The sequence below is a fragment of the Mycobacterium senriense genome, from assembly GCF_019668465.1.
GTDB classification, from domain to species: domain Bacteria; phylum Actinomycetota; class Actinomycetes; order Mycobacteriales; family Mycobacteriaceae; genus Mycobacterium; species Mycobacterium senriense.
Genome location: NZ_AP024828.1, coordinates 2,115,890 through 2,140,504 on the forward strand (window position 1 = coordinate 2,115,890; position 24,615 = coordinate 2,140,504).

Here is a 24,615-nt window from a genome sequence, read left to right on the forward strand (position 1 = left end):
TGCTAATTAACGGTTTCTGTACTGGTCGAGGACGCTGACCGTCTGGTTGACCCACGCCTCGAAGTACCGTTCTTCATCGGTGTTGCCGGGCAGGCGACCGGTCAGTGCTTGCAGCGTCGCCGCGTAGGACAGCGACCCGATCGCGACGGCCGCGGCCGCTTCGGGATCGGGAATGCTGGTGCGGCCGGACCGATTCGACGCGGCCAGTTCGTCGGCGAAGCGTTGGTAGGCGTTGTCGGTGATCACCTGCCACGTCTTCTCGTCGAGATCGCCGAGCTCGTCGGGCTCCCGCAGCATCACCTTGAGCAGATCCTCGCTCTGTTTGAGGTTGCTCCAGATCAACTGGCCGGCGATGCGCACCGCCCGCTCGACGCTGCCCGGCTGCCCTGCGTCGTATTGCTCTCGCGCGGCCACGATGCTGTCGATCCGGTGTGCGACCGCCGCCTCGAGCAGCTCGCGCTTGGAGCCGAAGTGCTTGTAGAGCGCGCCCGAGCCGGGCGCCAGCCCGGACTCCCGCTGGATGTCGGCCACTGACGTCGCCGCGTAGCCCTTGGCGGCGAAGAGCCGCAGGGCTGCGGAGAGCAGCCGGTCGCGTCCCGAGGCGAGCATGGTGAGAGAGTACTCACTCACCCTGGTCAAGCCAAAATCGACCCCGTTTGGGCACGTGGAGGAGGAGAGGGCGCGGTGGCTGGCGTTAAATTCTTGCGAAACGCCACTGCGCTTGATCGCGCCGGACCGGTACTGCTGTGAGGGTGGTACTCAGGTTGGTTGATAAGGACCCGGCGATCGTCTGAAGGAGCCTGACATTCGCGTCCTACCGCGTGTACAGCTGCCGATGCGGGTGCTGTCGCTGCGCACCATCGTCATCGTCGCCGCGATCTCGGTGATGACACTGGTCGTCCTGCTGGGCACCTGGGTATGGGTGGGCGTTACCAACGATCAGTACAGCCAGCTCGATCGGCGGCTGGATTCGGTCAGCAGCCTCGGGGACATCAGCAGCCTGCTCAACAACGCGGAGCACACCAGTCCGGACCGGCCCGCGCCCGACGGCAACCTGGTGCGCACCGCGCGCATCGGTGGGGTGACCGTGTCGGTGCCGAGCAGCATCGTGTTGCCCCAGCTTCCCGACGGCTATGCGAACACCACCATCAACGGGGTGCAGTACCGCGTCCGTACCTTCACCGCGGGCCCCGCCTCGATAGCGCTGGCCGCGCCATTGGCCGAAGCCCAGCATCGGATCAATGAACTGCACCTGCGGGTGTTATTGATCTGCGCCAGCGTGATCGGTGGCACCGTCGTGGTGGGCTGGGTGATCTCGCTGATCATGGTCAATCCATTCCTCTTGTTGGCGCAGCAGGCCCGGGCGATCAATGCGCAGTCCAGTCCCGACGAGGTCCAGGTGCGCGGCGTGCGTGAGGCCGTGGAGATCGCCGAAGCGGTCGAAGGAATGCTGGCTCGCATCGGTAAGGAGCAGCAGCGCACCAAGGCCGCGCTCGAGTCGGCGCGCGACTTCGCCGCGGTCGCCTCCCACGAGTTGCGCACGCCGTTGACCGCGATGCGCACCAACCTGGAGGTGTTGTCCACCCTGGACCTGCCGCCCGAGCAGCGCCACGAGGTCATCGGTGACGTCATCCGCACCCAGAGCCGCATCGAGGCCACCCTGACCGCGCTGGAGCGGCTGGCCCAGGGCGAACTGACCACCGTCGACGATTTCGTCCCGTTCGATATCACCGAGTTGTTGGATCGTGCCGCTCACGACGCGCTGCGCATCTACCCCGACGTGGAGGTGTCGCTGGTGCCTTCGCCCACGGTGCTGATGGTCGGGCTGCCCACGGGTCTGCGGCTGGTGATCGACAACGCCATCGCCAACGCCGTCAAGCACGGCAACGCCGGCAAGATCCTGCTGACCGTCGGCAGCTCCGGTGAGGGTGTGGAGATCGCGATCGACGACGACGGCTCCGGGGTCCCGGAATCCGAACGCGCCACGGTCTTCGAACGCTTCGCCCGCGGTTCGACGGCGTCGCGGTCGGGATCAGGACTGGGCCTGGCGCTGGTCGCCCAGCAGGCCGAACTGCACGGCGGCACAGCGGCGTTGCAGACCAGCCCGCTCGGCGGCACCCGGCTGCTGTTGCGGCTGGCTGGCGATGGGCGTGGTCCGGCGTAGCTGTGGTTCGCCGGCGCCGGCGCCGTGCGCTCCACGCCCTCGATATCGGACAATGAGCCATGCTCGGCCACCTCGGCATCAACGTGCCCGACCTGTCAGCCGCAAAGCGGTATTACGACGCGCTGATGCCCCTTGTCGACTTTGAGCCGTTCTTTCATGCCGACGACGAATTTTCCTATCGGCCCAGCGAAAACAGGCCGGGCACCTACTTATTCTTTTATCCGGCGGTTGAGCCGCACGAGTACTCGTCGCGGCAATCCGGACTGCAGCACCTTGCATTCATTGTGCGGCGGCGTTCGTCGGTGCGCGCGGTGCATGATCACGTCGTCCGGATCGGTGGCACCGTCATCGACCCGCCGCGCCATTTTCCGCAATATCCCGGCCATTATTACGCCACCTTTTGGTACGACCCATTCGGCATCAAACTCGAAGCCGTATGTCATCACGACCGCGACTAGATAAAGGCCATGGAAGTGACGGACGCAAGGTAACTGCGGTGCATTTGTGACTGCTGAGTCTTGAGTGGCGATAGAGTTTCTGAACGACTCCTTCTGGGAATCCAGTGTTTTCGCGCTGACGCCAGCGTTACTTAACTGAATTCCGGACCCTGAGCCGGGCCAAAACTGCAGTGAATACAAGATCAACGAAACCGCATTACACTATGGCCTCAACCACGTGGATTTGGGTTGAGCGTTCGGAGGGCAATCATGGGTTTTGTTACGTCGGTGCAGTCAGAGGCGGTTCTGGCATCGTCGGGCGCGGAGTCGGCGATCAGCGCGGAGACCGAGGCGGCGGCATCGGCGGCCGCGCCCGTCCTGCTGGGAGTCCTGCCGATGGGCGGCGACCCCGATTCGGCCATGTTCGCGGCGGCACTCAACGCCTGCGGCGGAAGCTACCTGGGCGTAGTGTCCGAACACGCCGCCCAGCGCGGCCTGTTCGCCGGCGCGCAGAGCATCGCGTCGAGCACATACGTCGTCACGGAGTTGATGCGCAGCTTGACGATGGCAATCGGGGCTTAGAACCTAGCGACGTAAAGAGGGGGACGTACGCATGGCGGATCCGGGGTGGGCTGCGCGTACGCCTGAGGAAAACGACCTGCTGCTCAAGGCGGGGGCCGGTGTCATCACGCACTTGGCCAACCAGGCCGCCTGGACCGCCTTGGCGGCCACCCATCACGGCTCCAGCATCGCGTCAACGATCAACACCGTCGCGACGTCGGCGAGCTGGGTGGGCTCGGGGTCGTTGGCCTCGGCGGCAAACGCGACCGCACTGAACGCGTCCCTGCACGGGCTGGCCGGCTGGGTCGACGTCAAGCCGGCGGTGGTGTCAACCGCGGTCTCTGCGTATCAGATGGCTTATGGCTCAATGCGTCCCGCGCCCGAGTGCATCGGGAACCGCACCGAGACCGCCGCCGATTACGGCATCAACCCACTGGTCCTCGGCGCACTGACGCCGCGCATCACGTCGCTGGAGCTCGAGTACTTCGGGTCGATGTGGCCGAACAACTCGGCGGTCGGGGCCAGCTATGGAACGATCCTGACGGCCCTGTCGCAAAGCCTCACCATTCCCCCGCCTATCGCTTCCATGGGTGCGTCGCCGGCCGCGCCCGCGCAGGCGGCAGCGGCGATCGGTGAGTCGGCGGCGGACGAAGGGGCCGGCGATGGCATGCGCGCCGCCATGCAGGGCGCGCAGACGGGGACCCAGGGAGCCGGCCAGGCGGCCTCGGGCGGCCAGGACTTCATGAGTCAGGCCGGCTCGTTGATGCAGCCCGCACAGCAACTGATGGGGGCGGTCCCGCAGGTGATGCAGGCCCCCATGCAGATGATGCAGGCTCCGATGCAGATGATGCAGCCGCTGATGGGCATGTTCGCCAATCCCGGCGCCATGGGCATGGGCGGGGCAACGCCGGCCGTCTCGGCGGTCTCGGCAACCACCGGGCTCTCCGCAGCGGAGGCCGGGGCGGGCGGGGGCGCATCGCTGGGCGGTGCGGGCATGCCCGCAACCAGTTTCACCCGTCCGGTCAGCGCCTTCGAGCCCGCCAGCAGTGGCCGGCCGGTGGGGCTGCGGCCGGCCGGGGCATTAGGCGCCGAGGCCATGCGACCGCAGACCACGACGATGGGTGGTGCTCCGATGGGCGGAATGCCGGTGGGGCACGGGGCGGGAGGCGACCGTGGCTCCCGTGACAAAGCCGACCAGCCCGCGACGGTGCGGGTCGTCGACGCTCGAGTGTGAAGCCACTGGTGAAAGGTGAATCGACAGGTCCAAATAGCCGCCATACACTTCGCTTCATGCCCTCACGGGGGGCGGCCCACCGGAGAAGGAGAATTCCGTGACAATCAAAGTAACACCGCAAATGCTTCGCGACGCTTCCAACGCTATCCAGGCAAACATGGAGCACGCGATCGGGATTGGCCAGGGATACGTCGCGAATCAGGAAAACGTGATGAATCCGTCCACCTGGTCTGGCTCGGCCGTGACCGCGTCGCACGCGACGGCGATCGAGGTTCAAAACGACTTGAACAAAGTGTTGACCGGCGGCACCCGGCTTGCCGAAGGCCTTACGAAGGCGGCGGCACTGATGGAAGGCCACGAGGCGGATTCTTCGCACGCGTTCACCGCGCTATTCGGCGGCCACGGCTCCTAACCACCCACTCACTTCGCAAATCCATTAATGGTCTTTTGAAAGGAATTTCACATGTCCGACCCGATCACTTATAACCCCGGGGCCGTAGCCGACTTCGCCACCGACGTCGCCTCCCGCGCCGGCCAGTTGCAGTCGATTTTCGACGACACCTCCAATCGCACGCACGCCCTGCAGGAATTCTTCGCCGGCCACGGCGCATCGGGCTTCTTCGAGGCGCAGGCGCAGATGCTGTCCGGGCTGCAGGGTCTCATCGACACCATCCGTCAGCACGGGGTGACCACCTCCCACGTGCTGGACAACGCGCTCAGCACGGACCAGCACATCGCCGGTCTGTTCTGAGTCCGCTCAACCACACCAAGACAAGCGAGGGTGGGGCAGATGCGCCGAGCGTGTGTGCCCCACCTTTGGTCTCCCATCCACCGATCGAGGGCTCACCGAACGAGGTCGAGGCGACATGCTGACAACGACGGTCGATGGTTTATGGGTGTTGCAGGCGATCACCGGGGTGGAGCAAACTTGCCCCGAGCTGGGGTTGCGGCCGATGCTGCCGCGACTGGATACCCCGGAGCGCGCGAGGAGTCACCCCGCGGCCGTCGAGTTGGTGGCCGCCGGTGCGCTCGATGAGGCCGGCAACGTCGACCCGATGATCCGTGAGTGGCTGACGGTCCTGTTGCGGCGAGACCTCGGGCTGTTGGTGATGATCGGGGTGCCGGGCCGCGAGCCGACGCGCGCATCGATCTGCCGTTTCGCGACGTGGTGGGTGGTGTTGGAACGCCATGGCGACATGGTGCGGTTGTATCCCGCGGGCACGGCCGGCAACGAAGCATCGGCCAGTGACCTCCTGGTCGGTCAGATCGAGCGGCTGTGTGGCGTGGCCGAGGCGGCGCCGCTGCGGCCGGTCACCCTTGATACCGAGCAGTTGCTGAGTTCGGTGCGCGACACCGCCAGCCTGCGCTCGTTCCTGCTCGACCAGCGCCTCGACGCCGACCAGCTGCAGATGGTCCTGACGGCCGCCGATCCCGCGCGGTCCGCACACGCGAACATCGTGGGGCTGCAGGCTGGTGTCGGGCCGGACGAATTGGCGCGGATCGCCGTCGGCGATTCGACGGTGTCCATCGTCGACACCCCCGCGGGCCGGATCTGCATCGAGAGCGTCACCTCGGGGCAGCGCCAGTATCAGATCCTCTCGCCCGGCTCCCGCACGGACATCGGCGGAGCGATTCAACGGCTCATCCGCCGGCTGCCCGCGGGCGACGAGTGGCACTCGTATCGGCGAGTGGTATGAGGTGTGCGCTCGGCTATCGAACGCCAAACGCACATGGTGCGCCGGAAAGCGAACCGAGAAACTAAGTTAGATAACCAAAGTCTTGGAATAGCAACGGCTGTCGTACTTGAAAGGTTTCTGAACGGGTAAACGCGGTATCGCCAAGCGTGTTAGCATCTCGTCGTGACGAGCCCTCGGAATGACCCGAATATGTCGGACGAAGGAGCGCTCAGACGGGGGGATCCGTCAGGGGGCAGCAACTTCCCGGATTCGGTATCCGACACGATGCGTATTACCGATCTGGCGGCGCCGCGGAAAATTCCACCGGGATCGGGCTGGCGGAAATTCATTTACTCCATCTCGTTTCACAAAATAAATCCCGGTGAGTCGCCCCGTGAGCGGCACTACCGGGATTTGCAGAATCGGATCCGCCGGCATATTCGGCGGCAATACGTCATCACGGTCGTCTCTGGCAAGGGCGGCGTGGGCGTCACGACGCTCGTCGCCTGCCTCGGCGGTGTGTTCCGGGAATGCCGCCCGCAGAACGTGATTGCGATCGACGCCGTCCCCGGCTTCGGGACTCTGGCCGATCGTATCGACGAATCCCCGCCCGGTGACTACACCGCCATCATCAACGACACCGATGTCCAGGGATACGCGGACATCCGAGAACATCTGGGCCAGAACGTCATTGGTCTTGACGTCCTGGCCGGAAACCGGACCTCTGACCAGCCCAGGCCGTTGGTGCCCGCGATGTTTTCCGGGGTGCTGTCGCGGCTGCGGCGCACCCACACGGTGATGATCGTCGACACCTCTCCGGACCTCGAACACGAAGTGATGAAGCCGGTGCTGGAGAACACCGACACCCTCGTGTTTGTCTCCGGCATCACCGCGGACCGGTCGCGTCCGGTGCTGCGGGCGGTGGATTACCTGCGCTCGCAGGGTTACCACGAATTGGTCTCGCGCAGCACCGTAATCGTCAACCACACCGACCAGATCACCGACAAGGACGCGTTGGCTTACCTGACCGAGCGGTTCACCAAGGTCGGGGCGACGGTCGAAGTGCTGCCGTTTGATCCCCACCTCGCCAAAGGCGGCATCATCGATACGGTTCACGAGCTGAATAAGAAATCGCGATTGCGCCTCTTCGAAATCACCGCCGGGCTGGCGGACAAATACATTCCTGACGCCGAGCGGTCGGTGCCGTGACAGCGCCGCATAAGGTCGCCTTCCCGGCGCGTTGTGCGGTCAATATTTCTTACGAGAAGCACCTGTGTTCGCAGGTATTCCCCGCCGGAATTCCGATGGAGGGATTCTTCGAGGGAATGGTCGAGCTGTACGATGCCGACCTGAAGCGCAAAGGCTTTGACGGCATCGCATTACCCGCCGGCAGCTACGAACTCCACAAGATCAACGGCGTTCGGCTCGATATCAATAAAAGCCTCGACGAGTTGGGCGTCCAGGACGGCGACACCCTGGTGCTGGTGCCCCGGGTCGACGGCGAGTCGTTCGAACCGCAATACGAGTCGCTGTCCACCGGGTTGGCCGCCATGGGCAAGTGGCTGGGCCGCGACGGTGGCGATCGAATGTTTGCGCCGGTGACACCTTTGACGGCCGCGCACACCGCGGTCGCGGTGATCGCGATGGCCGTCGGGGTCGTGGTGGCCCTGACCCTGCGGGCGCGGACCTTCACCGACGGTCCCATCCCGGCCGCGGTGTCGGGCGCCGTCGGCGCCCTGCTGCTGGTCGCGACGGTGGTGGTGCGCAGCGGGTGGCGGGAGCGCCGCGACCTGTTCAGCGGATTCGCCTGGCTGGCGGTGTTGTCGCTGGCCGCCGCCGGTGCCTGCGCGCCCCCCGGTGTGCTCGGTGCGGCCCATGGGCTCATCGGCGCCGTCGTGGTGATCCTGGGCGCCATCGCCATCGGGGTGACCGCGCGAAACCGTTGGCAGACGGCGGTGGTCACCGCGGTGGTGACCGTTTGCGGGATCCTGGCCGCCGTCGCCGCCGTCCGCATGTTCCGGCCGGCCTCGGCCCAGGTGCTGGCGGTCTGCGTGTTGGTCGGATTGCTTGTCCTGGTCCGGATGGCGCCCCTGATCGCGTTGTGGGTGGCGCGGGTCAGACCGCCGCATTTCGGGTCGATCACCGGTCGTGATCTGTTCGCGCGGCGCGAGGGAATGCCCGTCGACACGGTGTCTCCGGTCAGTGAGGACGAATCCGAGGACGAGGACAATGAATTGACCGACATCACCGCCCGCGGCGCCGCGATCGCCGCTTCGGCGCGCTTGGTCAACGCGGTCCAGGTAGGCCTGTGCGTCGGGGTGTCGGTAGTGCTGCCCGCCGCGGTGTGGGGCGTGTTGACGCCGGGACGCCAGTGGGCGTGGTTGGCGCTGGTGGTCGCCGGGCTCGTGGTGGGCATCTTCCTCACGCAGGGACGGGGATTCGCCGCCAAATATCAGGCCATCGCGCTGGTCTGCGGGGCGTCCGCCGCGGTGTGCGCGGGAGTGGTCAAATACGCCGTCGCCGCGCCGAATGACGCCATGACCGGGCTGATGTGGCCCGTGGTGGCGGTGGCGACCTTCGCCGCGTTGGGTTTGGCCGCAGCGCTTTTGGTGCCCGCCATGAGGTTTCGGCCATTCATCCGGTTGACCGTGGAATGGGTGGAAGTGCTCGCGTTCATCGTCTTGTTGCCGGCGGCAGCGGCCTTGGGAGGGCTCTTCACGTGGATTCGCCACTGAAAAGGGCCGCGGCGGTGACCGCCGCCGTCGCCCTGGTCGCGTTATCAGCCAACATCCCTGCCGCACTTGCCATTACACCCCCCATGGTGGATCCGGGCATGGTGCCGCCGGACGGGCCGCCACGACCCGACCAGCCGATGCGCCGCGCCAACAGCTGCTCGACACCGATCACGGTGCGAAACCCGGATGTCGCGCAGATGGCGCCGGGCTTCAACCTGTTGAACATCACGAAGGCGTGGCAATACAGCACCGGCAACGGCGTGCCCGTGGCGGTCATCGACACCGGGGTGTCGCCGAACCCGCGGCTACCGGTGGTGCCCGGTGGCGACTACATCATGGGCGAGGACGGCCTGTCGGATTGCGACGCCCACGGCACCATCGTCAGTTCGATCATCGGCGCTGCGCCGCAAGGGATTCTGCCGATGCCGCGACCGATGCCCGCCACCCCGGCGTTCCCTCCGCCGGCGGGCCCGCCGCCGTCGGCCGGGGCGCCGCCCCCGCCGGTCGAAGTTCCACCCCCGGTGGCACCCCCGCCGCCGCCGCCGCCGGTGACGATCACCCAGGTCCTACCGCCACCGCCACCACCGCCCCCTCCTCCGCCGCCGGAGGGCGGGGGCGCCACGGCCGCGTCGAACGGGCCGGCCGATCCGCAGACCGAGGACGAACCCGCCGTGCCGCCGCTTCCCCCCGGAGCGCCCGACGGGGTGGTGGGGGTCGCCCCGCACGCGACCATCATCTCGATCCGGCAGTCGTCACGAGCCTTCGAGCCGGTCAACCCGCCGCCGGGGGATCCCTACTCCGATGAGAAGGTCAAGGCCGGGACGCTGAATTCGGTTGCGCGAGCGGTGGTTCACGCTGCGAACATGGGGGCGAAGGTGATCAACATCTCGGTCACCTCGTGCCTGCCGGCTTCGTCGCCGGCCGATCAGCGAGCGCTGGGGGCGGCCCTGTGGTACGCGTCCACCGCGAAGGACGCGGTGATCGTCGCGGCCGCGGGCAACGATGGCGAGGCCGGTTGTAACAACAACCCGACGTATGACCCGCTGGACCCGTCGGATCCCCGGGACTGGCATCAGGTCAAGATCGTCTCGGCGCCCTCCTGGTTTTCCGATTACGTCCTGTCGGTGGGCGCCGTCGACGCCAGCGGCGCCCCGCTCGACAAGAGCATGTCGGGTCCCTGGGTCGGTGTGGCCGCACCGGGAACCCACATCATGGGCCTGTCACCCCAGGGCGGCGGCCCGGTCAATGCCTACCCGCCGTCGCGGCCGGGCGAGAAGAACATGCCGTTCTGGGGAACCAGTTTCTCGGCGGCCTACGTCAGCGGCGTCGCGGCGCTGGTACGGGCGAAATTCCCGGAGCTCAGCGCCCATCAGGTGATCAACCGGATCGTGCAGTCGGCCCACAATCCGCCTGCGGGAGTTGACAATAAAGTCGGGTACGGGTTGGTAGACCCGGTCGCCGCGCTGACGTTCAACATCCCGCCGGGCGACCGGATGCCCCCGGGCGCGCAGAGCCGGGTCATCACCCCGGCCCCGCCGCCCCCGCCGCCCGACCACCGGGCACGCAACATCGCCATCGGATTCCTGGGGATCGTGGCCGCCGGTGTGCTCGTGTCCGCGATCGCAGCGCGATTACGGAGGGCTCGATGAGGCCCGACCTGACCGGGTTCACCCCCGGCAGCAACCGCCGGGTGGTCGGCGTCTGGGTCGTGTTCCTCCTCGCGCTCGTCAGCTGGCTCGTGGGTGGGTACATCGGCGCGGCTGTCGCCGTGGTGGTGGGGATAGCGCTGGTCTTCGTGCGCTGGTGGGGTCAGCCGGCGTGGTCGTGGGCCGTCTTGTGGCGGCGCGGCCGGCGCCCGATCGACTGGACCGCACCGATCACCGTGGCCAACAACCGATCGGGGGGCGGTGTCCGCGTGCAAGACGGCGTCGCCGTGGTCGCGGTGCAACTGCTCGGCCGGGGCCACCGGGCGACCATGGTGACCGGCTCGGTGACCGTCGAGACCGAAAACGTGCTCGACATCGTGGAATTGGTGCCGGTGCTGCATCAGGCCCTGGGCCTGCAGCTCCATTCGATCAGCGTCGTCACCATCGGAGCACGGCACGGCACCATCGGGGACTTTCCGCGGGTGTACGACTCGGAGATCGGAACGCCGCCCTACGCGGGCCGGCGTGAGACGTGGCTGATCATGCGGCTGGCGGTGATCGACAACGCCCAAGCCCTGTTCTGGCGCACGACGGTCGGCGCGGCGGCCATTTCGGTCGCCCAGCGCATCGCGGGGTTGTTGCGCTGCCAAGGACTGCGGGCGAAGGTGGCCACCGCCACCGATCTTGTCGAGCTCGATCGCCGGCTCGGGTGGGACGCGGTGTCGGGCAACGCGCAGAGATGGAAAGCCATACGCGGCGAAGCGGGTTGGATGACCACCTACGCCTATCCGGCCGAGGCGATCACGTCGCGCAACCTCTCGCAGGCGTGGACGCTGCGCGCCGACGAGGTCATCCAGAACGTGACGGTCTACCCGGACGGCGGATGCACCGCGACCATCACCGTGCGCACGCCCACGCCGGCACCGACCCCACCCAGCGTGATCCTGCGCCGGCTCAACGGCGAGCAGGCGGCCGCGGCGGCCGCGAACATGTGCGGCCCGCTTCCGCACCTGCGGGGCATTCGGCGCAGCCCGCTGCCGCCACACCTGGTCACCGAGATCGGGCCGTCGGGTGTGCTGATCGGCAAACTCAGCAACGGCGACCGGCTGCTGATGCCGGTCACCGACGCCGGCGAGTTGTCGCGGGTATTCGTCGCGGCGGATGACCCGATCGCCAAGCGGATCGTGATCCGCACCGCCGGTGCCGGGGAGCGGGTGTGCGTGCACACCCGCGACATGTCACGCTGGGTCAGCGTACGGATGCCGGAGATCAGCGTCGTGAGCAGCTCGCGTCCCGCACCACGGACCACCGTGAGCGTGGTCGAGTATGTTGCGCGACGGGGCAACAGCTTTGGCGCCGCCGAAAGCGGGGTTATCGAGGCCGCGATCTCGCCCACTCCGCGCCCGGCCACGGTGATCACCGTCGCGCCCGCGGAGGCCAGGCTCTCCGAGGGACAACGACACGGCTTCGAGGTGATCATCGAGCAGATCGGCCCGTCGGTGGTGAATGTCACTGCAGCAGGAGAGAATTGGCTTGTCGAGATGGACATGTTCCGTGCCGAGAACCGCTACGTCAGTCTTGAGCCGGTAAGCATGTCGGTCGGCACGTAGCGGGTCGGTAAAGCGAGTTTGAGGCACAGTGTGATGGACGCACGTAGCGGTTGCGGCGACAGCTCGAATCGGCCGAAGGCGGCCGCCCGCAACTCCGGCGACCATATCCACGGTGCTCGGAATGGGGGACGTGATGGGTGATTTACAAACTGCCCGAAGGTATTTCGACCGTGCCATGGCGATCAAGAGCAGGCAGGGCCGGGCGGCGGCATTGCCCGAGTTCGCCGCAGCCACCGACGCCGACCAGTCGATGGCCGACGCGTGGCTGGGGCGCATCGCGTGCGGTGACAACGACCTGGCCTCGCTGCGACAGCTCTACGCCACCAGCGAATGGCTGCACCGCGAGACCACGCGCATCGGCCAGACGCTGGCCGCCGAGATCCAACTGGGTCCCTACATCGGCATCACCGTCACCGACGCCTCGCAGGTCGGACTGGCGTCGGCCTCCGCGCTGACGATCGCCGGGGAGTACGCCGAGGCCGACAAGCTGCTGGCCAACCGTGACCTGCTGGACTCGTGGACCAACTATCAGTGGCACCAGTTGGCCCGGACGTTCTTGATGTACCGCACGCAGCGCTGGCCCGACGTGCTGTTGGCCGCGGCCGAGGAGCTGCCCGCGCACGCCATCGTCATGTCGGCTGTGACAGCGTCGATTTGCGCGCTGGCCGCGCACGCCGCCGCCCACCTCGGCCAGGGCCGGGTCGCCCTGGACTGGCTGGACCGCGTCGACGTGATCGGGCACACCCAGTCGTCGTCGCGCTTCGATGCAGACGTGTTGACGGCATCGATCGGTCCCGCCGACATTCCGCTCCTGGTCGCCGATCTGGCGTATGTGCGGGGGATGGTGCACCGGCAGCTGCGCGAGGAGGACAAGGCCCAGGTCTGGCTCTCCAAGGCCACCATCAACGGGGTCCTGACCGAGGCGGCCAAGGAGGCCTTGGCCGACCCGAACCTGCACCTGGTCGTGACGGACGAGGAAACCATCGAGAGCCGCACCGACCGGTGGGATGCCTCCTCGGCCAAGAGCCGCGACGAACTCGATGACGACGCCGCCGCCGATCGGCGCGCCGAGCTGCTGGCCGAGGGGCGCAAGCTGTTGGCCAAGCAGGTGGGACTGGCCGCCGTCAAAGAAGCGGTCGCGGCGCTGGAAGACCAGCTCGAAGTGCGAACGATGCGGCTCGAGCATGGCCTGCCGGTGGAGGGCCAGACCAACCACATGCTGCTGGTCGGCCCGCCCGGTACCGGTAAGACGACCACCGCCGAAGCGCTGGGCAAGATCTATGCCGGCATGGGAATCGTCCGGCACCCCGAGATCCGGGAGGTGCGCCGTTCGGATTTCTGCGGCCACTTCATCGGCGAATCGGGACCCAAGACCAACGAGCTGATCGAAAAGTCGCTGGGGCGAATCATTTTCATGGATGAGTTCTATTCCCTGATCGAGCGCCATCAGGATGGCACACCCGACATGATCGGCATGGAGGCCGTCAACCAGCTCCTGGTTGCGTTGGAAGCCCACCGATTCGACTTCTGTTTCATCGGGGCGGGCTACGAAGACCAAGTGGATGCATTCCTGACGGTGAACCCGGGTTTGGCCGGCCGATTCAACCGCAAGCTGCGCTTCGAGTCCTATTCGCCGGCCGAGATCGTCGAGATCGCGCACCGCTACGCGACGCCGCGCGCCAGCCTGCTCGACGATGGCGCCCGCGCAACGTTTCTGGATGCGGCGACGACCATCCGCAACTACACCACTCCCGGCGGGCGCCACGGCATCGACGCCATGCAGAACGGCAGGTTCGCCCGCAACGTCGTCGAGCGCGCCGAGGGCTTTCGTGACACCCGGGTGGTCGCACAGAAACGCGCGGGCCAGCCGGTGACCGTCGAGGATCTGCAGATCATCACCGCGGCCGACCTCGAGGCCGCCGTGCGCAGCGTGTGTTCGGACAACCGCGACATGGCGGCCATCGTCTGGTAGTCGCTACGCAGGATCGAAGCGGAAGACGGCGAGCCGCCCCGCCAGTGCCTCGAATTCATCAGCCGTTCCGTCGCGCACCATCCCCGACCGCTTCGCGAACGCCACCCCGACCGGAACTTCGGTGGAGAACGCCCGCAGCACCGGCCTGGCCTCATTGGCGGCGAGTTCGACGATCCTCACCCGGCGTGACCGTCGGCCCCGGCTGAGGGTGCCGGTGCCCGCGGCCCGGGCATTGGCCGCCCAGTCGGCACCGGGATAGCCCGCCACCACATAGAGGCCGTCGCGGAAGCTGAATGGCGTCATCGGGGTGCTGCGTGGTTGACCCGACTTGCGGCCGGGCACGGTGAGCACCATGGCGGGACCGGTCGGAATGCCGAGTCGTTGGACCGCCATCATGAACTTGTTCATCGGCTTGAGGTAGCGCGGGGGACGCGGATCGGTCATCTCAGATTCCTACTTTCTCGTTGTCGAACATGCTGCGGTGTTCGGAAACCCAGTGCGCGAACGGAACCGGCGGGCGGCCGAGGATCTTCTCCACGTCGTGGGTCACCAGGGCGGGGGCGTCGAGCGTCTCGGCCAGCATGGCGATGTAGGCGTCGGCGAAGCCACTGCCGAAACCCAAACCGATGAAGCGTTGTCGCACGGCTTCGGCTGGAATCTCGCGATACTGCAGCGCCCGGCCCAGGACGCCGCCGATGACCTCGACCAGCTCCGAGTTGGTGAACGACCGGGGGCCGGTCAGCGGGACCCGCTGTCCGACAAGGTCATCGGTGAGCAATGCGTGGGCCGCGACGCCCGAGATGTCCGCCTCGACGATGGGCGCCGTCGATGCTGCGGCGTACGGCCCGGCGACCACGTCGCCGGCGCGGATCTGCGCGGACCACATGCCGGCGAAATTCGTCGCAAACACCGTGGGGCGCAGGCTCACCCAGGCCAGACCGGAGGCGATGGCGAGGCGTTCGACCTCCCGGTTGCGATCCCCGCGAAACCGGGACGGTTGCCGCGCGACGTCATCGTCGGCATTGATCGCCGACAGCGCGACCAGTTTGGTCACTCCGCCCCGCGCGCATTGCGCCACCACGTCTTCCAGTTGCCCACCCAGCGCTCGCGAGTTCAGGAACACCGCGGCGGCGCCGGGCAGCGCGTCGGTGGCCGAGCCGAACACCTCGACCTCCGGAGGAAAGCCGGCCGGTGCCGGTTGCCGGGTGACCGCCCGAACGTGGGCTCCCGCGGCCAGCAGTTCGGAGACGAGTGGGCGCCCGACGTTGCCGGTCGCGCCCGTGACGACGATGGTCATGATGGGGTTCCTTCCGTGAACTTCCTGCACTGCTGAAACGACGGGGCAAAAGGTGGGAAAGTTACATCGCAAGAACGTGTAACTTTTTGCCCAGCGGATCGTCGAAGAGTCATGAACCAGTCGCCGTCAGCCAGCGATCAGGTCAATGAGGCCTGGCGTCGGCATCGTCCATACCTGGTCAACCTCGCCTACCAGATGCTGGGTGACATCGGCGAGGCGGAAGACATTGCGCAAGAGGCCTTTCTGCGACTCTCACGCGCCGACGTCAGCGAGATCGAGGACACCCGCGGCTGGCTGACGGTGGTGGCGAGCCGCCTCTGCCTCGACCAGGTGCGCTCGGCCCGCGCCCGATACGAGCGCCCGGGCGACGTCGAAGACCAACCCGCGCCGCGCCGCATCGACCCGGCCGACCGGGTCACCCTCGACGACGAGATCCGCACCGCGCTGCTCGAAGTCTTGCGCAGGCTCAGTCCCGGTGAACGGGTCGCCTTCGTGCTGCACGACGTATTCGGCGTCCCTTTCGAGTCGATCTCGCAGACCGTGGGCCGCCCGGTCGGCACCTGCCGTCAGCTGGCGCGGCGGGCGCGATCCAAATTCGAAGCGGCGCAACCGAAGTTGGCCGACGTCACCACCGCCGAGCACCAGTTGGTGACTGAAAAGTTCATCGCCGCATGCGCCAACGGTGACCTGCAGGAGCTGGCCGCAGTCCTGGATCCGACGGTGTGGGGCGTGGGCACGATCCTCGCGGATCCGGCCCCGCCACCGCAGATCAACCACGGGCCCGATGCGGTGGCCACCAACCTGTTGCGCTACCTGTGGCCGGACGTGACCCTGGTCAGCGGTCCGGCCGGGGGACCGGTGCTGCTGGCCTTCAGCGAGCGTCGCCTGTTCGCCGTCATCGTGCTGACGATCCGCGAATCCCGGGTGATGAAGATCGAGGCGATCGCCGACCCCTCGGCGCGCGCCTAGATCTCACTTGTCCGTCGGCCGCTGGTCTTTCGCGTCGTCGGGCTGCGCCGCGAAGTAGCCGGCGATGGTCGCGGTGACTTCGAGGAATTTGCGGCGCGTGGCCGCAGCCATCTCCTGGCTCACGTCGATGACGCCGCCGGGCCGCAGGTGCGGGTCGTAGGGCACTTCGATCACCGGCCGGCCGTGATCGGTGAACTCGCGAGCCAGCAGCGCCCGGGTCCGTTTGTCGGCATGCCCGTCTGAATCATTGAGCACCACGATGGTGTGCCGCAGCAGCGTGTCCAAGCCCTGGTCGGCCAGCCACTCCATGGTGCGGGCGGCGGCGGACGCGCCGTCGGCCCAGGGCGAGGACACCACGATCAGCGCGTCCAGGTCGCGCAGGACTTCCTTGGTGAGCGGCGCATCCATCGACGAGCCACAGTCGATGACCGAGATCGTGAAATGGCGGTCCAGCCGCAGCGCGGCCTCCCGGTAGATCGCCGGATCGAGCACCCGGCGCGGGCCCGACGCCGGTTCGCCGGCGAGCACGTGCAGACCCGCGGCATTACGCCCGAGCCGCGCCACCACGTCGTCGAACGACCGCAGGTTCTTGTCGGCGGTGAGCTCCCAGAACGAGCCCGTCGAGGCCGGATCGATGCGGCTGCTGAGCCGGCCGAAGGCGGTATCGGCGTCGATCGCCACGACGTGGTCCTGCTTGCGCAGTCCGGCGAACAACGAGCCCACGCTCGCGGCCACCGACGTCTTTCCCACGCCACCCTTGCCCAGCACGCCGACCTTGCGGTTCCCGTACAGGCGGGTCCGGATGGCCGCCTCGAACTGGGCCTCCTGCTGCTGGGCGGGCGACGGGCCCAGCTTGATCAGGCCGAAGGTGAGCAGCCGCACGACGCGTCGCCAGCCGCGGTCGGGTAACTCATCCCCCTTGGGAAGGCCGGTGGGGGGCGCCTGTGGCGGCGCCGCAGGCGGTGCGGGGTGGCTGGGCTGCCGGGGTGACGGGCGGAACGAAGGCGGGGCGGCCGGCACCGACCGAGTGGGCGGTGACCAGTTCGGCGGCGGCGCAGACGGACCGGCGGGTGGGACAGGCGGAGCCGACGGCGGACGCGGGGGAGCGGGCCGCTGGGCCGCGGGAGGCGCGGCGGCGGGGCGGGGCTCGTGGGGGGCGGGCTGGGGCTGTTGGGGGGCGGGGCCCGACGGGCGGGGCGCCGGGGTGCTGGGCCGCCCGGGCTGCAGACGGTCCCGCAGGAATTCGTCGCGCTCGTTCATGGGCTCCTCGCGTGCCGGGCGGTCGTTCGTCGCGCCGATGGGCCGGCCGCGACGAACGTATTACGTGATAAGCGCCACGGTCCAACCTGCGGCGCCGGGTGTGATCACTCCCCGTCCAGTATCTCCCGAGGCGCCTCGTGCGCGAACCTGCAAACTCGGCGGCGCGTAGCGGCGATGCCCCTGGCTGGGCGCTGAGCACGTTCATGCCCGCACCCAGTAACCTCGGGAAGCCATCAAGGGCGCACGTCAGCAAACTCTTGGCGCGGGGCCGCGCCGGAACCGGAATCCCTGGAATACGCGCAGCTATGGAAAGAATTCCTGGCCCCGGACAACGGGCTGGCACAATGGAGGGTCAACGGGCGCAGCGAAATTTACGGCGCTGGCTACTGGCGGCTAGACTTGTCGAAGTTGGCATGTCAGGCGGGTATTGTCATATCGTTTTACGACTTGTCGAGACCGGTTCCAGGCCACCGTTCAGAGCTGCACGGACATCCGTAACAGGATCATCTCCGCCTGGGGCACAGCCCATCGAGACAAGACCGACGGGGTTCTAGCCCGCAACCTTCGGGTGCGACCTCGGTGGGGCCGCTGCTAACGGCCGCGCAGAACGTTCAGGTGAAGGGTCAGGTGCATATGACGCCCAAGCGCGTCGGGTTATACAACCCCGCGTTCGAGCACGACTCGTGCGGGGTTGCCATGGTCGTCGATATGCACGGCCGTCGTAGCCGCGACATCGTGGACAAGGCAATCACTGCGCTGCTGAACCTCGAACACCGGGGTGCCCAGGGCGCCGAGCCGCGCAGTGGCGATGGCGCCGGCATCATGCTTCAGGTCCCGGACGCGTTCCTGCGCGAGGTCGTGGACTTCGAGCTGCCCCCGGAGGGCAGCTACGCCACCGGCATCGCCTTCCTGCCGCAGTCGTCCAAGGACGCGGCGACGGCGTGTGCCGCGGTGGAGAAGATCGCCGAAGCCGAGGGCCTGACCGTGCTGGGCTGGCGCAACGTGCCGATCGACGACTCGTCACTGGGCGCGTTGTCCCGTGACGCGATGCCGACCTTCCGCCAGGTATTCATGGCGGGCGCATCCGGTATGACGCTGGAGCGCCGCGCCTACGTGGTGCGTAAGCGCGCCGAGCACGAACTGGGCACCAAGGGCCCGGGCCAGGACGGCCCCGGCCGCGAAACCGTGTATTTCCCAAGCCTTTCCGGTCAGACGTTCGTCTACAAGGGCATGCTGACCACCCCGCAGCTCAAGGCGTTTTACCTTGACCTGCAAGACGATCGGTTGACCAGCGCGCTGGGCATCGTGCACTCGCGGTTCTCCACCAACACCTTCCCGTCGTGGCCGCTGGCGCATCCGTTCCGCCGCGTCGCACACAACGGCGAGATCAACACCGTCACAGGCAACGAGAACTGGATGCGGGCCCGCGAGGCGCTGATCAAGACCGACGTTTTCGGAACGGAAGCCGACGTCGAGAAGTTGTTCCCGATCTGTACACCTGGGGCATCCGACACTGCCCGCTTCGATGAGGCGCTCGAGCTGCTCCACCTGGGCGGGCGCAGCCTGGCCCACGCGGTGTTGATGATGATCCCCGAGGCCTGGGAACGCAACGAGTCGATGGACCCCGCGCGGCGGGCGTTCTACCAGTACCACGCCTCGTTGATCGAGCCGTGGGACGGCCCCGCGTCGATCACATTCTCCGACGGCACCATCATCGGCGCCGTGCTCGACCGAAATGGCTTGCGCCCCTCGCGGATTTGGGTCACCGAAGACGGCCTGGTGGTCATGGCGTCCGAGGCCGGTGTGCTGGACCTGGACCCGGCCAAGGTGGTTCGCCGGATGCGGTTGCAGCCCGGCCGGATGTTCCTGGTGGACACCGCGCAGGGCCGCATCGTCGCCGACGAGGAGATCAAGGCGGAGCTGGCCGCCGAGCACCCCTACCAGGAGTGGCTGGACAGGAACCTGGTGCCGCTCGACGACCTGCCGCAGGGCAACTACAAGCGGATGCCTCACGACCGACTGGTCAAGCGTCAGCAGACATTCGGCTACACCTACGAGGAACTCAACCTCTTGGTCGCGCCGATGGTGCGCAGCGGCGCCGAGCCGATCGGGTCGATGGGCACCGACACTCCGGTCGCGGTGCTCTCGCAGCGGCCCCGGATGCTCTACGACTACTTCCAGCAGCTCTTCGCGCAGGTGACCAACCCGCCGCTGGACGCCATCCGCGAGGAGGTGGTGACCAGCCTGCAGGGCACCACCGGCGGCGAGCGCGACCTGCTCACGCCGACCGAGCGCTCGTGTCACCAGATTGCGCTGTCGCAGCCGATTCTGCGTAACCGGGAGCTGGCGAAGCTGGTCAACCTCGACCCGGAGGACGAGGTCAACGGTCGCCCGCATGGCATGCGCTCCAAGGTGATTCGCTGCCTGTACCCGGTCGCCGAGGGCGGCGCCGGGCTGGCCGCCGCGCTCGAGGAGGTGCGCGCGCAGGCGTCGGCGGCGATCGCTGACGGCGCGCGCGTGATCATCCTGTCCGACCGCGAATCCGACGAGAAGATGGCACCCATCCCGTCGCTGCTCGCGGTCGCGGGGGTGCACCACCACCTGGTGCGCGACCGGACCCGGACCCATGTCGGGCTGGTGGTGGAAACCGGTGACGCCCGCGAGGTGCACCACATGGCCGCGCTGGTCGGCTTCGGTGCGGCGGCCATCAACCCGTACATGGCGTTCGAGTCCATCGAGGACATGCTTGACCGCGGCGTCATCGAAGGCATCGACCGCAAGACGGCGCTGAGCAACTACATCAAGGCGGCCGGCAAGGGCGTGCTGAAAGTCATGTCCAAGATGGGCATTTCGACGGTGGCGTCCTACACCGGTGCCCAGTTGTTCCAGGCGGTTGGCATTTCCGAGGACGTGCTCAGCGAGTACTTCACCGGCTTGAGCTGCCCCATCGGCGGCATCACCCTGGACGATATCGCCGCCGACGTCGCCGCGCGGCACGCGCTGGCCTACCTGGATCGGCCGGACGAGCGGGCCCACCGCGAGCTAGAGGTCGGCGGGGAATACCAGTGGCGTCGCGAGGGCGAGTACCACCTGTTCAACCCCGAGACCGTCTTCAAGCTGCAGCACGCCACGCGCACCGGCCAATACAAGGTGTTCAAGGATTACACCCGCCTGGTCGACGACCAGAGCGAGCGGATGGCATCCCTGCGTGGCCTGCTCAAGTTCCGGGCCGGGATCAACCCCCCGATCCCGCTGGACGAAGTCGAGCCCGCCAGCGAGATCGTCAAGCGCTTCTCGACCGGCGCGATGAGCTACGGCTCGATCTCCGCCGAGGCGCACGAGACGCTGGCGATCGCGATGAACCGGCTGGGCGGCCGGTCCAACAGCGGTGAGGGTGGCGAAGACGTCAAGCGATTCGACCGCGATCCCAACGGGGATTGGCGGCGCAGCTCGATCAAGCAGGTCGCCTCCGGGCGGTTCGGCGTCACGTCGCACTACCTGGCGAACTGCACCGACATCCAGATCAAGATGGCCCAAGGTGCGAAACCCGGTGAGGGCGGCCAGCTTCCGGGGCACAAGGTGTACCCGTGGGTCGCCGAGGTTCGCCACTCCACCCCGGGCGTCGGCCTGATCTCGCCGCCGCCGCACCACGACATCTATTCCATCGAGGATCTGGCGCAGCTGATCCACGACCTGAAGAACGCCAACCCGGCTGCGCGCGTGCACGTGAAGCTGGTATCCGAGAACGGCGTCGGCACGGTGGCCGCGGGGGTATCCAAGGCCCACGCCGACGTGGTGCTGATCTCCGGGCACGACGGCGGCACCGGTGCGACGCCGCTGACTTCGATGAAGCACGCCGGGGCTCCGTGGGAGCTGGGGCTGGCCGAGACTCAGCAGACGTTGCTGCTGAACGGATTACGCGACCGGATCGTGGTCCAGGTCGATGGTCAGCTCAAGACGGGGCGCGACGTGATGATCGCGGCGTTGCTGGGCGCCGAGGAATTCGGTTTCGCCACCGCGCCTCTGGTGGTCTCCGGCTGCATCATGATGCGGGTCTGCCACCTGGACACCTGCCCCGTCGGGGTGGCCACCCAGAACCCGGTGCTGCGCGAACGCTTCACCGGCAAGCCCGAGTTCGTGGAGAACTTCTTCATGTTCATCGCCGAAGAGGTCCGCGAATACATGGCGCAGCTGGGATTCCGGACGCTCAACGAGGCCGTCGGCCAGGTGAAGTCGTTGGACATGACGCTGGCGCGGGCCCATTGGAAGGCGCACCGGCTGGATCTGGGCCCGGTGCTGCACGAGCCGGAGTCGGCGTTCATGAACCAGGACCTGTACTGCAGCTCGCGTCAGGACCACGGCCTGGACAAGGCGCTGGACCAGCAGTTGATCGTGATGAGCCGTGAGGCGCTGGACTCCGGAAAGCCGGTGCGGTTCTCCACGACCATCAGCAACGTCAACCGCACGGTGGGCACCATGCTCGGCCACGAGGTCACCAAAGCCTATGGCGGACAAGGTTTGCCGGACGGAACCATCGACATCACCTTCGACGGGTCGGCGGGCAACAGCTTCGGCGCGTTCGTGCCGCGGGGCATCACGCTGCGCGTCTACGGCGACGCCAACGACTACGTCGGTAAGGGCCTGTCGGGTGGCCGGATCGTGGTCCGGCCGTCGGACGACGCGCCCCAGGACTACGTTGCCGAGGACAACATCATCGGCGGCAACGTGATCCTGTTCGGCGCGACCAGCGGCGAGGCGTACCTGCGCGGCGTCGTCGGCGAGCGGTTCGCGGTCCGTAACTCCGGGGCGCACGCCGTCGTCGAGGGCGTCGGCGACCACGGTTGCGAGTACATGACCGGCGGCAAGGTTGTCGTCCTCGGTCGCACCGGCCGTAACTTCGCGGCGGGCATGTCCGGCGGCGTGGCCTACATCTACGACCCGCAAGGCGAATTCCCCGGCAATCTCAACGCGGAGATGGTCGAGCTCGAGAGCTTGGATGAAGATGACTACGAGTGGTTGCACGGCATGATTCAGGCACACGTTGATGCCACCGATTCCGCTGTCGGCCAGCGCATTCTGGGTGACTGGCCGCAACACCAGCGGCACTTCGCCAAGGTGATGCCGCGGGACTACAAGCGGGTGTTGCAGGCCATCGCCGAAGCGGAACGCGACGGCGTGGATGTCGACAAGGCGATCATGGCGGCGGCGCATGGCTGATCCGAGCGGCTTCCTGAAATACACGCATCGGGAACTGCCGAAGCGTCGGCCTGTCCCGATTAGGTTGCGCGACTGGCATGAAGTCTACGAAGAGTTCGACAACGAGACCTTGCGCGAGCAGGCGACCCGCTGCATGGACTGCGGTATTCCCTTCTGCCACAACGGTTGCCCGCTGGGAAACCTGATTCCGGAGTGGAACGACCTGGTGCGCAGGGACCGGTGGCGCGACGCCATCGAGCGACTGCACGCCACCAACAACTTCCCGGACTTCACCGGGCGCCTGTGCCCCGCTCCCTGCGAGCCGGCCTGTGTGCTGGGTATCAACCAGGATCCGGTGACGATCAAGCAGATCGAGCTGGAGATCATCGACAAGGCCTTCGACGAGGGCTGGGTGCGGCCGTTGCCGCCGGATACGAAGACCGGAAAAAAGGTCGCCGTGGTCGGTTCCGGTCCGGCGGGTCTGGCCGCCGCCCAGCAGCTGACTCGCGCCGGCCACACCGTCACCGTGTTCGAGCGGGCCGATCGCATCGGTGGACTGCTGCGCTACGGCATCCCGGAATTCAAGATGGAAAAGCGCGTCCTCGACCGCCGGCTGGACCAAATGCGGGCCGAGGGAACCGAATTCCGGACCGGGGTCAACGTCGGAGTCGACATCACCGCCGAGCAACTGCGCGCCGACTTCGAGGCCGTGGTGCTGGCCGGCGGCGCCACCGACGCGCGTGATCTGCCGATCCCCGGCCGTGAGCTGGACGGGATCCACCAGGCGATGGAATACCTGCCGTGGGGTAACCGCGTGCAGGAGGGCGACGACGTGCTCGGGCCCGACGGGGAGCCGCCGATCACCGCCAAGGACAAGAACGTCGTCATCATCGGTGGCGGCGACACCGGGGCCGACTGCCTGGGCACCGCGCACCGCCAGGGTGCGACGATCATTCACCAGTTCGAGATCATGCCGCGCCCGCCGGAGACGCGCGCACCGTCCACCCCGTGGCCGACCTACCCGCTGATGTACCGGGTGTCCTCGGCGCACGAAGAGGGCGGCGAGCGGGTGTTCTCGGTCAATACCGAGGAATTCGTCGGCGAAGACGGTCACGTGACGGGGCTCAAGGCCCACGAGGTGACCATGCAAGACGGCAAGTTCGTCAAGGTGGAGGGCTCCGAGTTCGAACTCGAGGTCGACCTGGTGTTGCTGGCGATGGGATTCGTCGGGCCCGAGAAGGAGGGGCTGCTCAGCGACCTCGAGGTGAAGCTCACCGAGCGTGGCAATGTCGCTCGCGGCGCCGATTTCGACACGTCGGTGCCGGGCGTCTTCGTCGCCGGTGACATGGGGCGTGGCCAGTCGCTGATCGTCTGGGCCATAGCTGAAGGCAGGGCCGCCGCCGCCGCGGCGGACCGATTCCTGATGGGGTCGACCGCGCTGCCGGCGCCGGTCAAACCCACGGCGGTGCCGCTTCAGTAGTAACACCAGTCACACCAGGAACACGCCCGGCTTCGCCCGGCGAGTCTCCCACTGTTTGCCAGACGGTTGGTGTCTAATACTCCGTTGTGAGCCCGCTCACATGGGGGTCACACCGGTTTCTCGGTTGAACGGCCAATCGCAGGAGAGATTCTTGTGCATACTCACCCATTACCTCGTACACGGATGGGGCGAATCGCCTGGTCATGGTTGCGCCACCCGATGAAAAGCCGCGAATTTCCCGCCAAGCACGAGCGTCTGGTGACCGCTCAGGACTTGCTGCTCTTCGGCGCTTGATCGCCCGGCCGACGCCTTTACCGGCGTGAGGCGGGTTTGCTCAGAGTGCGTCCGGTGGGTTTTGCGCCCGGACGACCGGGGATG

At 67.2% G+C, this 24,615-nt stretch carries 19 protein-coding genes; 15 read left to right on the top strand and 4 right to left on the bottom strand.

The window, feature by feature from the left end:
• Positions 1-6: 6 nt before the first annotated feature.
• A complete protein-coding gene (locus MTY59_RS10085; RefSeq protein WP_064953593.1) occupies positions 7-609 on the bottom strand; it encodes a TetR/AcrR family transcriptional regulator in 603 nt (200 codons plus the stop codon).
• 226 nt (positions 610-835) lie between these two features.
• On the opposite strand from MTY59_RS10085, the gene MTY59_RS10090 reads away from it, so the two are divergent.
• From MTY59_RS10090 to eccA2, 12 genes are all read left to right on the top strand, one after another.
• Positions 836-2,164 carry a sensor histidine kinase gene (locus MTY59_RS10090; protein WP_221045512.1) on the top strand — a complete coding sequence of 443 codons (1,329 nt, stop codon included), beginning with the start codon at positions 836-838 and terminating at the stop codon, positions 2,162-2,164.
• Between the two features lie 59 nt (positions 2,165-2,223).
• Positions 2,224-2,622, top strand: a complete 399-nt coding sequence (locus MTY59_RS10095) for a VOC family protein (RefSeq protein WP_221045513.1) — start codon at positions 2,224-2,226, stop codon at positions 2,620-2,622.
• A gap of 249 nt (positions 2,623-2,871) precedes the next feature.
• A complete protein-coding gene (locus MTY59_RS10100; protein ID WP_085289344.1) occupies positions 2,872-3,183 on the top strand; it encodes a PE domain-containing protein in 312 nt (103 codons plus the stop codon).
• 31 nt (positions 3,184-3,214) lie between these two features.
• Entirely contained in the window at positions 3,215-4,396 is a 1,182-nt protein-coding gene (locus MTY59_RS10105) for a PPE family protein (RefSeq protein WP_221045514.1), read from the top strand.
• A gap of 97 nt (positions 4,397-4,493) precedes the next feature.
• Complete coding sequence (locus MTY59_RS10110) at positions 4,494-4,808, top strand: WXG100 family type VII secretion target (RefSeq protein ID WP_064878596.1); 315 nt, start codon at positions 4,494-4,496, stop codon at positions 4,806-4,808.
• Between the two features lie 51 nt (positions 4,809-4,859).
• Positions 4,860-5,147: a WXG100 family type VII secretion target gene (locus MTY59_RS10115; protein WP_007771836.1), complete on the top strand. Its 288-nt coding sequence runs from the start codon at positions 4,860-4,862 to the stop codon at positions 5,145-5,147.
• A gap of 115 nt (positions 5,148-5,262) precedes the next feature.
• Positions 5,263-6,093: an ESX secretion-associated protein EspG gene (locus MTY59_RS10120; protein ID WP_221045515.1), complete on the top strand. Its 831-nt coding sequence runs from the start codon at positions 5,263-5,265 to the stop codon at positions 6,091-6,093.
• Positions 6,094-6,255: 162 nt separating this feature from the next.
• Complete coding sequence (locus MTY59_RS10125) at positions 6,256-7,281, top strand: MinD/ParA family ATP-binding protein (RefSeq protein ID WP_221045516.1); 1,026 nt, start codon at positions 6,256-6,258, stop codon at positions 7,279-7,281.
• Positions 7,278-8,807 (top strand): type VII secretion integral membrane protein EccD, encoded by a 1,530-nt coding sequence (eccD, locus tag MTY59_RS10130; protein WP_221045517.1) that lies wholly within the window; start codon positions 7,278-7,280, stop codon positions 8,805-8,807. The genes MTY59_RS10125 and eccD overlap by 4 nt, the downstream gene beginning before the upstream one ends.
• The gene (mycP, locus tag MTY59_RS10135) at positions 8,792-10,456 is read left to right on the top strand and encodes a type VII secretion-associated serine protease mycosin (protein WP_221045518.1); all 1,665 of its coding nucleotides are present in this window, start codon (positions 8,792-8,794) and stop codon (positions 10,454-10,456) included. The genes eccD and mycP overlap by 16 nt, the downstream gene beginning before the upstream one ends.
• Positions 10,453-12,063, top strand: coding sequence for a type VII secretion protein EccE (eccE, locus tag MTY59_RS10140; RefSeq protein ID WP_221045519.1), 1,611 nt, complete (start codon positions 10,453-10,455; stop codon positions 12,061-12,063). Before mycP ends, eccE begins: the two co-directional genes overlap by 4 nt.
• Positions 12,064-12,184: 121 nt before the next feature.
• On the top strand, positions 12,185-14,035 hold the full coding sequence (eccA2, locus tag MTY59_RS10145; protein WP_415823380.1) for a type VII secretion system ESX-2 AAA family ATPase EccA2: 1,851 nt from the start codon (positions 12,185-12,187) through the stop codon (positions 14,033-14,035).
• Positions 14,036-14,038: 3 nt separating this feature from the next.
• On the opposite strand, the gene MTY59_RS10150 is transcribed toward eccA2, so the two are convergent.
• Together MTY59_RS10150 and MTY59_RS10155 are read right to left on the bottom strand one after the other, a co-directional pair.
• The gene (locus MTY59_RS10150) at positions 14,039-14,479 is read right to left on the bottom strand and encodes a nitroreductase family deazaflavin-dependent oxidoreductase (RefSeq protein WP_221045521.1); all 441 of its coding nucleotides are present in this window, start codon (positions 14,477-14,479) and stop codon (positions 14,039-14,041) included.
• 1 nt (position 14,480) lies between these two features.
• Positions 14,481-15,332, bottom strand: a complete 852-nt coding sequence (locus MTY59_RS10155; RefSeq protein WP_221045522.1) for an NAD(P)H-binding protein — start codon at positions 15,330-15,332, stop codon at positions 14,481-14,483.
• 111 nt (positions 15,333-15,443) lie between these two features.
• Here MTY59_RS10155 and sigI point away from each other — a divergent pair, with 111 nt between their 5' ends.
• Positions 15,444-16,301 carry an RNA polymerase sigma factor SigI gene (sigI, locus tag MTY59_RS10160; RefSeq protein WP_221045523.1) on the top strand — a complete coding sequence of 286 codons (858 nt, stop codon included), beginning with the start codon at positions 15,444-15,446 and terminating at the stop codon, positions 16,299-16,301.
• A gap of 3 nt (positions 16,302-16,304) precedes the next feature.
• On the opposite strand, the gene MTY59_RS10165 is transcribed toward sigI, so the two are convergent.
• Positions 16,305-17,561 carry a MinD/ParA family ATP-binding protein gene (locus MTY59_RS10165; RefSeq protein ID WP_221045524.1) on the bottom strand — a complete coding sequence of 419 codons (1,257 nt, stop codon included), beginning with the start codon at positions 17,559-17,561 and terminating at the stop codon, positions 16,305-16,307.
• 633 nt (positions 17,562-18,194) lie between these two features.
• On the opposite strand from MTY59_RS10165, the gene gltB reads away from it, so the two are divergent.
• Entirely contained in the window at positions 18,195-22,778 is a 4,584-nt protein-coding gene (gene gltB / locus MTY59_RS10170) for a glutamate synthase large subunit (RefSeq protein WP_221046368.1), read from the top strand.
• Positions 22,771-24,237 (top strand): glutamate synthase subunit beta, encoded by a 1,467-nt coding sequence (locus MTY59_RS10175; protein ID WP_221045525.1) that lies wholly within the window; start codon positions 22,771-22,773, stop codon positions 24,235-24,237. The genes gltB and MTY59_RS10175 overlap by 8 nt, the downstream gene beginning before the upstream one ends.
• The last annotated feature ends 378 nt before the right edge of the window (positions 24,238-24,615 follow it).